This is a genomic window from Thermophilibacter sp. ZX-H3, assembly GCF_052599055.1.
Window position 1 is genome coordinate 61,298 of sequence record NZ_JBQXES010000003.1, and the last position, 12,954, is coordinate 74,251.

Genomic DNA, 12,954 nt, shown 5'->3' on the forward strand with positions numbered 1-12,954 from the left:
CCACTTACCCGAGCAGCGTCTCCGCGAGCCACGCGATCCCGTAGCCGATGAAGAAGCCCATCGCCATCCCAAGGAGCGCCCAGCCGACGATGCGGACGACCCTCATCCACCTGGGAATGAGGCGCTCGCGCCGGCCGCGCTCGGTGTCCCGGTCCACGGGTTCGCCGTTCCAGAAGGCGAGGACCTCCTGGTAGGTGACGAGGTCGTGCTCCCTCTTGATGCGGTCGGCCCATCGCGCCGCAAACAGGGCGATGCCCCAGAGCACGATCACCAGTGCCAGGGTGGGCAGCGTCTGCAGGATCGAGAGGTCCCATACGGTCATCTGGCAGACCCACCAGACCAGGGCGAGCACCATCAGCACGATGAAGCCCAGCATCACGTTTCCTAGGCGCCTGAGCAGCTGCACGTCCTTCTCGACCGTCTCCTTCATGGTGTCCACGTCTCCTCTCACGAGCTCGTCGATGGTCGTGCCAAAAACCTGCGAGAGGAGCAGCAGGCTCTGGACGTCGGGGTAGGTCTTGTCGTTCTCCCACGAAGAGATTGTCTGGCGACTTACGTAGATGCGACTTGCCAGCTCGTCCTGCGAGATGCCGAGCTCCGCGCGCCGCGTCTTGATGTGACTTCCCAGCTCCATGCTGCCTCCCCTCCGCTCCTTGGCTCGACCCTTGTCGAGAAGAACGTGCCACCGTGGGGGAGAGCGTACCATCAAAGGTGGCCGACACCGGGTCTCGCAAGGCCGCCCGGTGCTGTCAAATGTTCCTTACATGGCCCGTGAGCTGGCGATAAGCACGAGGGGCTTGAAGCTTCCCCGCTGTCCTGCGTGCGGCATGGCGATTCCCGCTACAATAGCTGCGCTCAATCTACGCCATCGAAAATGATTCAAAAGAGGTCTGTCCCCTTTTGAATCACGGGAGGAAGCGCATGCCAAGCCTTGAGGAGGAGATCTCTTCTCGCCGCACCTTTGCCATCATCTCGCACCCGGACGCGGGCAAGACCACGCTCACGGAGAAGCTCCTGCTCTACACCGGCACCATCCAGAGCGCCGGCTCGGTCAAGGGCAAGGCCTCGGCCAAGCACGCGGTCTCCGACTGGATGGACATCGAGAAGGCGCGCGGCATCTCCGTCACGTCGTCGGTCCTGCAGTTCACCTACGAGGGCCACTGCGTGAACATCCTCGACACCCCCGGCCACCAGGACTTCTCTGAGGACACCTACCGCACGCTCATGGCCGCGGACTCCGCCGTCATGGTGATCGACGGCGCCAAGGGCGTGGAGGCGCAGACCGTCAAGCTCTTCAAGGTGTGCGCGCTGCGCGGCATCCCCATCTTCACCTTTGTGAACAAGCTCGACCACGAGACGCGCGATCCCTTTGACCTCATGGAGGAGATCGAGAACGTCCTGGGCATCGGGACGTACCCCATGAACTGGCCCATCGGCAACGGGCGCACGTTCCGCGGCGTCTTTGACCGCGCGAGCCGCCACGTCCTCGCCTTCGAGGGCGACGGTCGCGCCAACGCCACCAAGAAGGTGGGCGAGGTGGAGGCCGCGCTCGGCGACGCCGCCCTCGACGAGCTCATCGGCGAGGAGAACCACCGCACCCTCATGGACGACATCGAGCTCCTCGACGGCGCGGACCACGAGTTTGACCTCGAGGCCGTGCGCACGGGCAAGCTCACGCCGGTCTTCTTTGGCTCGGCGCTCACCAACTTTGGCGTGGAGCCGTTCCTGCGCGACTTCCTGCGCCTCTCGCCCGCGCCCGGCCCGCACACGGACTCCCTCACGGGCGAGCCGGTTGAGGCCACGGACCCGGACTTCTCCGGCTTTGTCTTCAAGATCCAGGCCAACATGGACAAGAACCACCGAGACCGCATCGCCTTCCTGCGCATCTGCTCGGGCAAGTTCGTGCGCGGCATGGACGCCTTCCACGTGCAGGGGGAGCGCAAGATCAAGCTGGCCACGGGCACGGCGATGATGGCCGACGACCGCGCCACGGTGGACGAGGCGTGCGCCGGCGACATCGTGGGCCTCTTCGACCCCGGGATCTTCTCGATCGGCGACACGCTCTGCAAGGTGGGCCGTCGCGTGCAGTTTGCGGGTATCCCCACCTTTGCGCCGGAGCACTTCGCGCGCATCGAGCAGGTGGACACCCTCAAGCGCAAGCAGTTCGTGAAGGGCATGGAGGAGCTCGCCCAGGAGGGCGCCATCCAGATCTTCCGCGAGTACGGCGCCGGCATGGAGCGCGTCATCGTGGGCGTGGTGGGCACGCTGCAGTTTGAGGTGCTCGAGCAGCGCCTCAAGAGCGAGTACCACGTTGACGTGTACCGCTCGCCGCTGCCGTACAACCTCATCCGCTGGATTGACGAGAAGGACGGCGAGGTCGACATGCGCAGCCTCAACCTCACGCGCGAGACCCTGCGCGTGGAGGACATGCGCGGCGGTAAGCTGCTGCTCTTCACGAGCCCGTGGAACCTCAACTGGGCCGAGGAGCACAACGAGGGCCTGCGCCTCTCCGAGTTCGGCAACGTCACGTTCTAGCCAAAAGGGGGACGGGTTATTTCTCTCAGGGAGTTTGGGACGGGCCTGAGGCTTTTACCGCCTCAGGCCCGTCCCAAACTCCCTGAGAGAAATAACCCGTCCCCCTTTTGAATCACCGCCGCAAGCTCCGACTTATGCGCGAGCGGCGTGTCCTTCTCGCCCTCTGCCGCGCCTCTTGTCGCGCCTCCTGCCGACACTCATGAGTGTCGGCAGGGAGTGTCGGCCTAGTTGACAGATTATGAGCTGGAGTGTCGGCACCCTCTCGGCGTTTGCGCTCAAGTGTCGGCACGGAGGTCTCTTCCGGCCGACACTTATGAGTGCCGGCCGGGGGCCATGAACCGTCTATTCTCTGATTACCGCTTTGCGGTGGCGCAGCCGACGGCGAGGCCGATCGCGGCGGGGATGAGGCCGTACATGAAGGTCGCAAGGTCTGCCGGTGCGATGTTGGTGAGACCGAGGGCGTTCGAGAGGCTGAACGTCGACGCAGAGTGGAGCACGTAGAGGATGGCGATCGCGACCGGCGCGGCGAGGCGCCGCCACCCGAGCTGAGCCATTCGCCCAACCAGAAAGGTCGCCACGACGCCGGCAATCGGCAGGGCTAGGTGGAACGTCAGGATTATGTAGCCCATGATGCCCCCGCCGCCGAGGGCGCCCGTCGCGAGGGACCCCCAGTACAGGGCAAGGCAGGCGAGCCAGACTGCGCCGTAGACGATCGCGGCCCTGGTGAGACGCTTCTCCATAGGGCACCTCCTCGGTCGTGCCGTTACCGTCAGTCTACCCAAGAGAAAAAAGTCCGCCTCAGGGCAGCCGACAAAGTTCCCGACAAACCGTCGGGTGCGGCTGGGTGCTGCAACGTACAATTTCGCAGGAGGGGGGTGAGGGGATGCCGGGTTCGTATCTTGAGCACGCGCTCGACTACATTGAGCGCCATCTTGCTGAGGCACCAACGACCGAGGAGGTCGCCCGGGCGACCGGTGTCACCGCCGAGCAGCTTCGCGCGGCATTTCTGCTGATTGCCGGCATGGCGCCATCGCGCTACATCCGCGAGCGGCGCCTCTCCGCGGCGGCCTCCGATCTCATGGCCGGTGGCTCCGTCACCGAGGTTGCGTTTCGCTATGGCTATGATTCGGTCGAGGGCTTCTCTCGAGCGTTTCGCTCTTGGTGCGGCACACTTCCTTCGGACGTCGCACAGCTTGGTTCGCACATGCGCTCACCTCTACATATTGCGGTTGACGTAAAGGGAGGTCATCTCATGGAGTATCGAATCGTCGAGAAGGGCGAGTTTCGCCTTGCTGGCGTCGTGGCGCGTGTGCCGATGCAGTTCGAGGGCGAGAACCCCGCGATCGCGGAGCTTGCGCTCAGCATCACGGAGGCGCAGCGCACCGAGATGCACCGCCTGATGGACACGGAGCCGCGTCGTGTGGTGAACGCCTCTTGGAACTCGGACACCAACTTTCAGGAGGAAGCGGGCGAGCTCACGCATCTCATCGGCGTGCCGACCATGGCACATGAGGCGGGGGAGAACCTCGCGCTCGTGGAGGTGCCGGCGCTCACCTGGGCGGTCTTCCCCAATGACGGTCCCCATCCGGAGACCATGCAGCAGACGACTGCCCGCATCTATGCCGAGTGGCTCGCCGAGGTACCCTACGAGCTTGACGGATTCCGCATGCTCTCGTTCAGCGACGTCCGCGACGACGGCACCGCCTACAGCGAGATCTGGGTGCCGGTACACTGCAAAGCGTGACACTGTCCTTCTCGCCCACCCGCTGCGGCCAACCTCGCCGAGACAGAGAAACGGCACAGAATCGGCCTCTCGGAGGGGCTATTCTGTGCCGTTTCTCTGTCTCGGCGGTTTTGGCGAGAAGGACGTGCGGTCGAGAAGGTCATGCGGCCGACCAACGCATCTACCTGCGGCGCGCAACCGGTGGGTGCCCTCTGGTTGCCGCAAAATCGGACAAATTGCTTACCGTCGGTTGGTAGAATTGCGCCGTGCGCGCCTGCAGACTATGAGGTGCCGGCAGACAGAGCACATCCCGACGAAGGGCAGACCATGAGCTTTCGCGACAACCTTCAGCACCTGCGCGCAGAGCGCAACATGACCCAGGAGCAGCTGGCCATGCTGCTCGGCGTCTCCCGCCAGAGCGTCACCAAGTGGGAGGCCGAGAAGAGCCAGCCGGAGATGGACAAGCTCCTCAAGATGTGCGAGATCTTCGACTGCACGCTCGACGAGCTCGTGACGGGCAACCTCACCGGCCGCACCGCGCCCGCGACGGCCGCGCCCATCCCCGCCGGCCCGCCCACCGACGTCTGCGGCTACGAGGAGCACTGGCGCATGATGGCGCTCAAGGTCCCCACCGGCGTGGCCCTCATCCTTCTGGGCATCGCGCTCGGCCTGCTCTTCGAGGGCTCGGTCGAGCTGGCGTCCTGGAATGGGCGCGACGGCCTCTTCGTGATCATCGTGCTCGTGGGCATCCTCGCGGGCCTTGCGTTTCTCGTCCCCGCGGGCATGGAACACACGGCGTTTCAGAAGGCGCACCCCTACGTGGAGGACTTCTACACCGACGAGGACCGCGCGGCAGCCCGCCGGCAGTTCTCGGCAGCGCTCATCGCCGGGCTCGCGCTCATCTTTGCGGGCATCGGCTGCCTGCTCATGCTCGAGAGGACGGCGGAGAACTGGGGCCTCTTCTTCCTCATGTTCTTCATCGCCCTGGGCGTGTGGTGGATCGTGCGCGGCGGCATGCTGCTCGGACGGGTCAACGTCGAGGAGTACAACCGCTCCATCGCCGAGGACCTCGAGGTGGAGGACATCGTATCCGCAGAGCTGGACGAGGCGCAGCGCGAGGCTCTTCTCGCCCAGAGGCGGCGTGGCAAGAAGCTCGGCGCCGTGTGCGGCGTCATCATGATCGTGGCCACGATCGTGGGCCTGTGGCTGCTCTTTGCGCCGGTGTTCTCGGCGCCAAACATGGACTCCTGGACCCCGGAGGGCACCTCGGCCATGTGGTTCTGGGTGGCCTGGCCGGTGGGTGGCCTCGTCTGCGGCATCGTGACGCTGCTCTGGGAGGCGTTCGGCCGGGAAGAGTGACGATGAAAAGGGGACGGGTTATTTCTCTCAGGGAATTTGGGACAGGTTATGCCCTCGGGGCATAACCTGTCCCAAATTCCCTGAGAGAAATAACCCGTCCCCTTTTCAAATCACTTCCGCTGCGCCCACGTCGAGAAGGATGCTCTGCTCGGCGATTTCCGCCGGAGCCACGGCCTCCCCAAGGTTCACGCAGGCGTAGGTGGCGCGCGGGTTCTCGGCTGCCATGCGCCAGAAGGGGTACTTGATGATGACGGGGGTGTTGGCGCCCACGCCGATCTCAAGGAGCAGCAGGCGCGAGCCCCGGTGACGGCGAACGAAGTCCCGGTAGTGGGTCGCGGCGGCGTGCCATCCCTCGTCCTCCACGAAGGTGTCGTCCGCGCGCAGGTTCATGGTCATGGGCGCCCCGCAGACGGGGCAGCGCGGCACGAGCCCCGCGGGCACGCGCATGTCGCGCTGCTCGGCGACCATGCGCAGCACCGCGGCCTCGTTGTCGTAGGTGCGCGCGTGGCACGGGACGCCGCACTGCCACAGGCCGTAGTCGCCCTGCGTGTAGAAGAGGCGCCCCTTGGGAAAGCCCGCACGCTGGAAGCAGTGGTCCACGTTGGTGGTGAGGACGAAGAAGTCCTTCTCGCCCAGCGCCTCGAGCAGGTGCTCGTAGAGCGGGGTGGGCACCGGGTCGTAGCGGTTGATCTTGATGTAGCGGCTCCAGTACGCCCAGCGCTCCTCCTCGGACGGGAAGGGGAAGAACCCGCCGGAGTACATGTCCGTGAAGCCGTACTTCTCGATGAAGTCGGAGAAATGCTCGCGGAAGCGCGCGCCGGAGTATGTGAGCCCGGCTGCTGTGGAGAGCCCGGCCCCGGCTCCCACGAGCACGGCGTCCGCAGCGTCAAGCGCGTCGGCGAGCCGCTCGAGCTCCGTCGAGGAGCTCCTGGTAGATGCGCTGGTCAGAGTCGAGAAAAACATCGAAGATCACCTTGAGCCCGTGGTCGGTGTATACGAGGTGGTCGAGGACGGCGCGCTCGGCGACGCGCGCCGCCTCCTCCTGCGGAAAGCCGAAGACACCCGTTGAGATGCAGCAGAACGCAAGCGTGGAGATGCCGCGGCGCGTTGCCTCCTCGAGGCACGCCCGGTAGCAGCTGGCGAGAAGAACCTCGTCGTGCGGGGTTGGACGGCCGTCCCGCACGATGGGTCCCACGGTGTGGAACACGTACCGGCACGGCAGATTGTGCGCGGACGTGACTTTGACCTCGCCCGTGGGCTCGGCATGCCCCTGCGCCGCCATGAGGCGCGCGCAGTCCAGGCGCAGCTGCATGCCGGCGTAGGTGTGTATCGCGTTGTCGATGCAGTGGTGCCCGGGCACAAAGCACCCGAGCATCTGGTCGTTGGCGGCGTTCACGACGGCGTCTGCCGCGAGGCGCGTGATGTCGCCGCGCCAGAGCGCCACGCGCGAGAACACGGGGTCCGCGGCGTCGACGGGCGGGAGCGCCGTCGCGTCGACCGCCCCGCCGCGCTCGCGCAGGCGCTCCGCGAGGTAGGCATCCTGCACGGCCAGTGCCTCTGCCGCCACGGGCGCGGGCGGGCGAACGTTCATGAGTGCGCGCAGGAGGGCCCGCTGGTCGTCGGTGCCCTCCGGCACCGCGACCTTCTCGCCCTTCGCCCGCTCCGCGAGCAGCGCGTCAATGAGAGAGCGCCTGCGCTCGTCCTGCGTCATGACCGTCGCCCGCCCTTCTCGCCGCGCCTACTTGCTCGCCACGGAGACGCGCTCGCGCACGTGCTCACCGCTCTCGAGAAGGTCGACGATCGCGATGGCGTAGTCGGCGTAGCTCACCGTGGACTGACCGGCCGCGTTGAGCGTGAGCTCCTCGCCGGCCAGCGTGTACGCGCCGGTGCGCTCGCCGTCCGCCTGGAAGTCGGCGGCGGGGGAGACGTAGGTCCACACGACGTCCGTGCGCTCGCGCAGGTTGGCCAGAGCCGCACCGTGGGCGGCCGAGAGCGGCTTCCAGTCCTCGGGGAAGTCGGGGCCCTGGTCCACGGTGGCGGTGTGCTCCGGGTTCACGAAGAGACTGCCCGCTCCGCCCACGACGACGAGGCGCGTGGGCGTGCCGGCCACGCAGTCGGCCAGGTGGACGGCCACGTTGGTGATCGCGGGGATGGTCTCGGGCGTCCAGCCGCCCGCGGCATCCACCACGGCGTCAAAGCCGGCGAGGTCGGCGGCGGTGAGCTCGAGCGCGTCCTTCACGAGACTCTTCTCGGCAGCGGTCTTGTTCTCTCCGCGCACGACGGCGGTGACGTCCATGCCGCGGCGCGCTGCCTCCTCCACCACGAGCTGGCCTACGCGGCCGTTGGCGGCGACGACGGCGACCTTGAGATTCTTCTCGGACATTGCGGTTCCTTTCTCTTGCGCTTCTGCGGACACCGGTATAGTCTCTCCTTTGGTGCACAAGAGAAAGTAGGCACAATAAAGTGCGGTAAGTACCTCCTGGTAACTATTGGCGGTGAACTGCGATGAAGGAAGTGGCCGAGAAGAACCTCAGGCAGCGCGAGTGGCCGGCGTGCCCTGTGGAGACCACACTTTCGCTCATCGGCGACAAGTGGAAGGTGCTCATCCTGCGTGAGCTCCTGGGCGGAACCAAGCGTTTCGGCGAGCTACAGCGCGGCATCGGGCGCGTCTCGCAGAAGGTGCTCACAAGCCAGCTTCGGGCCATGGAGGCAGACGGGCTTGTCCACCGGGAGGTCTTTGCCGAGGTGCCGCCGCGCGTGGAGTATTCGCTCACGCCGCTGGGCCAGAGCCTCGCTCCGGTGATCGATGCCCTCAAGGCCTGGGGTGAGGGCTTCAAGGCGCAACTGGTGGGCTGACCACGAAGCGCGCGTCGAGCAGGTGCCTATATCCGGGCGACGGGGTTCATGTCGATTGAAGCCAAATGAGCCAATGCGGCCGAGCGGCTGCCTATGCGTGTTCGAGCAGATATTCCCTAAACCCCGGGAGGGCGAACTTGAAGACGCCCGGCCGGGGCTCCTCTATTACACCGGCCTCGAGCAGGCGCTCATACTCGGCTCTTTGATTTCTTTGACTTCCGTTGACTTGTTTGACTTACGTTGACTTCTTTTGTGCTGCGCGAGACGGCGTGTACGTTCTCTCTGCTACAATGTAGACACGTCTACAAAGGAGGTTCGCATGGCAACAGCGGTCGTTTCCGGGCGCGTTGACGAGAAGATTCGTCAACGCGCGGACGCCTACATCCGCGCGGCGGGGTCCACGCCGGCCGAGGTCATCAAGGTGGTCTGGGAGAACATCGCGCGCACGGGCGAGGTGCCGGAGGTGGCGCCGTCGGAGGAGCCCCGTGGTGCCTGGGAACGCTTCATGGAGTTCAGGGAGAGCCTTCCCAAGGCCGAGCCGTGGCTGGTCAACCTCACCAAGGAGCAGATGCGCGACATGATTGCGAGCCGCTATGCGTGACTTCAACAGCAGGAGGCTGCTCTTTGACACCAACGTTCTTCTCGATGCGGTTTGCAAGGAAAGGCCGCAGTCTACAGAGGCATGCGAGGTCCTTCACCGGTGCAACGGCGGGGGAGACCTGGGGCTTGTTGCCGTTGGCTCTCTTAAGGATGCGTATTACGTGCTTCAGCGCCAATACAGCGAGGTGCAGGCGAGAAGATCGGTGGAATGGCTACGCGAGCTGCTCGTGATCGCGCCGATGGGAGCGGAGGAGTGCGAGCTCTCGCTCGGCTGCGGCGAGCCGGACTTTGAGGACGGCCTCATCCGCGCCTGCGCCGAGCTCAACGACGTGGACGTCATTCTCACGCGCGACGCGGACGCGTACAAGCGATCAAAGGTCCGCGCCATGACCTGCGCGGAGTACCTCGAGACCTTTGGCTAGGCAGTCACTCGCTTAATTCAATCCCCATAACCTTATTAAGACAATATCTATTGAGTTGTGTTATCAATGGGGGTGTACTTAATGAAGTATCGTGTTCTCAGGAAACGAATCTCCGAGCTGGCGAAGTCAAAGGGGCTTTTGGTGGTCTGGGAAGAGGGCTCGAGCCACACAAAGGTGAGTGTTGGGAGCAAGCAGACGACAATCCCCCGTCATGCTGAGGTGAATGAGATTACTTCTCGCGCGATACTCCGCTACCTGTTTGGGGGCGAATGACATGGCAAAGGACGTAACGGCGCGAGTGACGCGGAGCGAAGGCTGGTGGGCCATCTCTGTTGAGGAGATTCCGGGTCTGTTCACCCAAGCGCGCAGGCTCGACCAGGTTGCGGACATGGTTCGTGATGCAGCGTCACTTCTTGGTGTTGATGTGGGGACCGTTGAGGTTTTGCCGGTGCTCGACTCTGACTCGCAAAGAATGCTTGAGGAGCTTGAGACGGCGCGCAGGGAGGCTGAGGAGAAGCAGCGTATCTCCTCTGGTCTCACTAGGGAAGTGATTCGCCGGTTTCGCGACGAGGGCCTCACCTTGCGAGATATTGCCTCTCTCGTAGGCCTCTCTCAGCAGCGTGTCGCCGTGCTGAGCAAGGACGCATAGAAGGCGACTATGAGTTAACCCGCTCAATAAACGCCTGGTAGTCGGCCTCGTTCTGGTCGGCGTAGGCGCGGGCGAAGTCCCACATGGCGTCCTCGAAGGCGTGGCCGTCGTCGAGGTAGGCCGCGATGGCCACCTCGTCGCCGGTGCGGGCGTGCGCGTGCGCGAGCGACCACGCGCAGAGCCGCGCGACGTTCTCCAGGCTCTCCGGGCCCACCGCGGTGAGGTCGATCGAGCCCTTTCCGTTCCAGAGCTGGCGCACGTAGTAGTCGCGCGTGCTGCCGCCCACCGTGGGCACGCTCGTCCAGCCCAGCAGAAAGTCGCTCGTGGACTGCACGAGGCGCTGACCCTCCACCACGCGCTCGCCGTGGCTGGCAAAGCCGCTCGGTCGCCAGTAGTGCTCCACGACCGACTCCTCCGCCTCCTTGACCTGGAGGACCAGCGGGTCATTCTCGTCGCGGCCCGTGAGCAGCGCAATCCAGGCGCGTCGCCCCACCGATCCCACGCCCACGACCTTGCGCGCCGCGTCCTGCAGGCGATAGCGGCCGAGAAGAACGCGGCAGTCGCGGGGGAGGCTCTCGAAGTAGGTGTCGAGCAGGCCGCGCAGCGCGTGGCTCAGCTGGGCAGCGTCGTATCCTTGCTCGGTGGAGAGCTCAGAGAGCGGCACGAGCTCCGGCGGGCGCGCGTCAAAGCACAGACGGTCTCCAGCGCGTACCGTGAGGCGGTCGGCTGCGCGCACGCTGTCCTTCTCGCGCGCCTTCTCCACGACCTTACGGATGGTTCGGCCGGTCTTGCCGTCAAGCTCAAACTCATCGAGCACGCGCTCCACGTCGAGGTGGGCGTGCCAGACGTCGAGCTCTCCCACCTCGGCAAAGCGCGCCATCGTGCGACGGTACTGCTTGGCGCAGGCGCGCACGGCGTCACGGCGGTCTTCCTTGGAGAAGCCGCGGTCGCGCCCGCAGATCTCGATGCTCGCCACGAGGCGCATGACGTCCCACTCCCAGGGCCCGGGAGCGGTCTCGTCGAAGTCGTTGACGTCAAAGACGAGGTGGCGCGTGTGGCTCATGAAGATGCCGAAGTTGCCGACGTGCGCGTCGCCGATGCACTGGACCTCGAGGCCGGTGACGGGCATCGTGGCGAGGTCGGCGGCCATGATGACGGCACTGCCGCGGTAGAACGTGAACGGTGAGACGCCCATGCGCTCGTAGCGCAGCGGCACGAGGCTGGGGTCGCGCGTGACGGACTGCTGCTCGATGAGGTCGATGGCGGGCTCGCTGGACGCGCGGGGCTCCCAGGCGCCGAGCGAGGCGATCGGGCACGTCTTGCGCGCGGCGGCGCCTGCGGCCTGACGCTCCTCCACGGTGGGCGCCGATCGGTAGAGCACTGCCTGCGAGCTGGGAGCTGCGTTCTTCTCGATTATCTCAAGCTCGTCCATGCGAGTCCTTTCATGTGACAATGGGGACAGGTTCGATTGTCACATAAGGGGGACGGCATTTTGGAGAGTAGCTGGAAGCTCAAGCTGGCGTGCGTGTGGGGCGGCGAGCTCGTCTCGGTGCTCACGAGCTCCATCCTGCAGATGGGCCTCGTCTGGCACATCACGCTCACGACAAACTCGGCGAGCATGCTCTCGCTGGCCTCACTCGCCGGCTTCCTGCCGCTGGCGCTCTTTGGCACCTTCGCGGGGACCATCGTGGACCGCCTGCCGCTCAAAGTCACGCTCATCGGCGCAGACCTCTTCATCGCGGCGGTGAGCGCCGTCGTGGCGGCGATCTCGCTCACGGGCACGCTTCCCGTGTGGGTGGTCATGGTCGCGCTCTTTGTGCGGGCTATCGGCAGCTCTCTGCACACTCCGGCCTTCCAGGCGCTCACGCCGCTCGTGGCGCCTGCCGAGCACCTCACGCGCCTCGCGGGCGTGACGCAGGCAGTGCAGTCGGGCGGCTACATCCTCGGCACGGCCATCGCGGCGGTGATATACCCGCTCTGGGGGCTCACGGCCATGATCGCGCTCGACGTCGCAGGCGCGCTCTTCGCCACGGTCGCGGTTCTGGCGGCACGGCTCGACGTGGGCGGCGCTGTCCGGGGCGAGGCAGCAGGCGAGAAGAACCTCGGCCTCATGGCGCAGGCCCGCGCCCTCGCGGCTGAGACCGCCGACGGCTACCGCGTTCTGCGCGGCTACCGCGGCCTCTTCGCACTGCTCTGGTGCGGTTTCGTCTTCACGCTGGTCTTCTCGCCCATCTCGGCGCTCTTCCCGCTCATGACGCTCGACCACTTCGGTGGCACCACGGGAGACGCCGCCACGGCGGAGATCGTGTTCTCGGTGGGCATGATCGCGGGCTCGGCGCTGCTCGCGGCCACGGGCGGCCTCAGGAACCGCGCGCTCACCGTCGTGGCGGCGACGGCGCTCTACGGCGTAGCCACGCTCGTGGCGGGCATGCTCGGGGCGGGCGGCTTCGTGGCGTTTCTCGCCATGAGCTTCCTCATGGGCCTGAGCTCGCCGTTCTACTCCGGCCCGCAGACCGCCCTCATGCAGGAGAAGGTCCCGCCCGAGTATTTGGGCCGCGTCTTCGGCCTCTACGGCGCCATCATGTCCTGGGCGATGCCGCTTGGGCTGGCGTTCTCGTCGCTCTTCGCGGACGCGGTGGGCGCACCGGCGTGGTTTGTGGGAGCCGGCGCCGCGATGGTTCTTCTCGCCTGCGTGACCTGGGCAATCCCCGCCATCCGCCACATCGAGTAAAAGGGGACGGGTTTTTCCTCTCAGCGAATCTGGGGCAGGGCGGGCCCACGGGCGGGGACTGCCCCCAGCCCGCTGAGAA

At 65.7% G+C, this 12,954-nt stretch carries 14 protein-coding genes; 8 read left to right on the plus strand and 6 right to left on the minus strand.

The window, feature by feature from the left end; genetic code table 11:
* Positions 1–4 precede the first annotated feature (4 nt).
* Entirely contained in the window at positions 5–634 is a 630-nt protein-coding gene (locus ACULPM_RS02035) for a helix-turn-helix transcriptional regulator (RefSeq protein ID WP_167929499.1), read from the minus strand.
* A gap of 287 nt (positions 635–921) precedes the next feature.
* Here ACULPM_RS02035 and ACULPM_RS02040 point away from each other — a divergent pair, with 287 nt between their 5' ends.
* The gene (locus tag ACULPM_RS02040; RefSeq protein ID WP_167929500.1) at positions 922–2,535 is read left to right on the plus strand and encodes a peptide chain release factor 3; all 1,614 of its coding nucleotides are present in this window, start codon (positions 922–924) and stop codon (positions 2,533–2,535) included.
* Between the two features lie 353 nt (positions 2,536–2,888).
* Here the strand turns inward: ACULPM_RS02040 and ACULPM_RS02045 are convergent, their stop codons facing one another.
* Positions 2,889–3,275: a hypothetical protein gene (locus ACULPM_RS02045; RefSeq protein ID WP_167929501.1), complete on the minus strand. Its 387-nt coding sequence runs from the start codon at positions 3,273–3,275 to the stop codon at positions 2,889–2,891.
* Positions 3,276–3,418: 143 nt separating this feature from the next.
* Here ACULPM_RS02045 and ACULPM_RS02050 point away from each other — a divergent pair, with 143 nt between their 5' ends.
* Together ACULPM_RS02050 and ACULPM_RS02055 are read left to right on the plus strand one after the other, a co-directional pair.
* Positions 3,419–4,279, plus strand: a complete 861-nt coding sequence (locus ACULPM_RS02050) for an AraC family transcriptional regulator (RefSeq protein WP_445331278.1) — start codon at positions 3,419–3,421, stop codon at positions 4,277–4,279.
* Between the two features lie 306 nt (positions 4,280–4,585).
* Positions 4,586–5,617: a helix-turn-helix transcriptional regulator gene (locus ACULPM_RS02055; protein WP_445331277.1), complete on the plus strand. Its 1,032-nt coding sequence runs from the start codon at positions 4,586–4,588 to the stop codon at positions 5,615–5,617.
* A 105-nt stretch (positions 5,618–5,722) separates the two neighbouring features.
* Here ACULPM_RS02055 and ACULPM_RS02060 read toward each other — a convergent pair whose 3' ends face one another.
* From ACULPM_RS02060 to ACULPM_RS02070, 3 genes are read right to left on the minus strand one after another with little or no spacing between them, the layout of a single operon-like run.
* Positions 5,723–6,580, minus strand: a complete 858-nt coding sequence (locus ACULPM_RS02060; protein ID WP_167929513.1) for an SIR2 family NAD-dependent protein deacylase — start codon at positions 6,578–6,580, stop codon at positions 5,723–5,725.
* Positions 6,504–7,328: a protein-ADP-ribose hydrolase gene (locus tag ACULPM_RS02065; RefSeq protein ID WP_445331275.1), complete on the minus strand. Its 825-nt coding sequence runs from the start codon at positions 7,326–7,328 to the stop codon at positions 6,504–6,506. The genes ACULPM_RS02060 and ACULPM_RS02065 overlap by 77 nt, the downstream gene beginning before the upstream one ends.
* Positions 7,329–7,355: 27 nt before the next feature.
* Complete coding sequence (locus ACULPM_RS02070) at positions 7,356–8,000, minus strand: NAD(P)-dependent oxidoreductase (RefSeq protein ID WP_445331274.1); 645 nt, start codon at positions 7,998–8,000, stop codon at positions 7,356–7,358.
* Between the two features lie 131 nt (positions 8,001–8,131).
* On the opposite strand from ACULPM_RS02070, the gene ACULPM_RS02075 reads away from it, so the two are divergent.
* From ACULPM_RS02075 to ACULPM_RS02090, 4 genes are all read left to right on the plus strand, one after another.
* Positions 8,132–8,473 (plus strand): winged helix-turn-helix transcriptional regulator, encoded by a 342-nt coding sequence (locus ACULPM_RS02075; RefSeq protein ID WP_445331273.1) that lies wholly within the window; start codon positions 8,132–8,134, stop codon positions 8,471–8,473.
* Between the two features lie 319 nt (positions 8,474–8,792).
* Positions 8,793–9,074 carry a type II toxin-antitoxin system RelB/DinJ family antitoxin gene (locus ACULPM_RS02080; RefSeq protein WP_445331272.1) on the plus strand — a complete coding sequence of 94 codons (282 nt, stop codon included), beginning with the start codon at positions 8,793–8,795 and terminating at the stop codon, positions 9,072–9,074.
* Complete coding sequence (locus tag ACULPM_RS02085; protein WP_445331271.1) at positions 9,067–9,495, plus strand: type II toxin-antitoxin system VapC family toxin; 429 nt, start codon at positions 9,067–9,069, stop codon at positions 9,493–9,495. The genes ACULPM_RS02080 and ACULPM_RS02085 overlap by 8 nt, the downstream gene beginning before the upstream one ends.
* A 274-nt stretch (positions 9,496–9,769) precedes the next feature.
* Positions 9,770–10,144: a hypothetical protein gene (locus ACULPM_RS02090; protein ID WP_445331270.1), complete on the plus strand. Its 375-nt coding sequence runs from the start codon at positions 9,770–9,772 to the stop codon at positions 10,142–10,144.
* Between the two features lie 7 nt (positions 10,145–10,151).
* Here the strand turns inward: ACULPM_RS02090 and ACULPM_RS02095 are convergent, their stop codons facing one another.
* Positions 10,152–11,576, minus strand: a complete 1,425-nt coding sequence (locus tag ACULPM_RS02095; RefSeq protein ID WP_445331269.1) for a DUF2252 domain-containing protein — start codon at positions 11,574–11,576, stop codon at positions 10,152–10,154.
* Positions 11,577–11,636: 60 nt separating this feature from the next.
* Between ACULPM_RS02095 and ACULPM_RS02100 the strand changes: the two genes are divergently transcribed.
* Positions 11,637–12,875, plus strand: a complete 1,239-nt coding sequence (locus ACULPM_RS02100; RefSeq protein ID WP_445331268.1) for an MFS transporter — start codon at positions 11,637–11,639, stop codon at positions 12,873–12,875.
* Positions 12,876–12,954: the final 79 nt, after the last annotated feature.

Bases quoted from the DNA above. Each gene is read 5' to 3' on its own strand.
- ACULPM_RS02035 (WP_167929499.1), bottom strand. From the start codon at position 634: ATGGAGCTGGGAAGTCACATCAAGACGCGGCGCGCGGAGCTCGGCATC.
- ACULPM_RS02040 (WP_167929500.1), top strand. From the start codon at position 922: ATGCCAAGCCTTGAGGAGGAGATCTCTTCTCGCCGCACCTTTGCCATC.
- ACULPM_RS02045 (WP_167929501.1), bottom strand. From the start codon at position 3,275: ATGGAGAAGCGTCTCACCAGGGCCGCGATCGTCTACGGCGCAGTCTGG.
- ACULPM_RS02050 (WP_445331278.1), top strand. From the start codon at position 3,419: ATGCCGGGTTCGTATCTTGAGCACGCGCTCGACTACATTGAGCGCCAT.
- ACULPM_RS02055 (WP_445331277.1), top strand. From the start codon at position 4,586: ATGAGCTTTCGCGACAACCTTCAGCACCTGCGCGCAGAGCGCAACATG.
- ACULPM_RS02060 (WP_167929513.1), bottom strand. From the start codon at position 6,580: ATGTTTTTCTCGACTCTGACCAGCGCATCTACCAGGAGCTCCTCGACG.
- ACULPM_RS02065 (WP_445331275.1), bottom strand. From the start codon at position 7,328: ATGACGCAGGACGAGCGCAGGCGCTCTCTCATTGACGCGCTGCTCGCG.
- ACULPM_RS02070 (WP_445331274.1), bottom strand. From the start codon at position 8,000: ATGTCCGAGAAGAATCTCAAGGTCGCCGTCGTCGCCGCCAACGGCCGC.
- ACULPM_RS02080 (WP_445331272.1), top strand. From the start codon at position 8,793: ATGGCAACAGCGGTCGTTTCCGGGCGCGTTGACGAGAAGATTCGTCAA.
- ACULPM_RS02085 (WP_445331271.1), top strand. From the start codon at position 9,067: ATGCGTGACTTCAACAGCAGGAGGCTGCTCTTTGACACCAACGTTCTT.
- ACULPM_RS02090 (WP_445331270.1), top strand. From the start codon at position 9,770: ATGGCAAAGGACGTAACGGCGCGAGTGACGCGGAGCGAAGGCTGGTGG.
- ACULPM_RS02095 (WP_445331269.1), bottom strand. From the start codon at position 11,576: ATGGACGAGCTTGAGATAATCGAGAAGAACGCAGCTCCCAGCTCGCAG.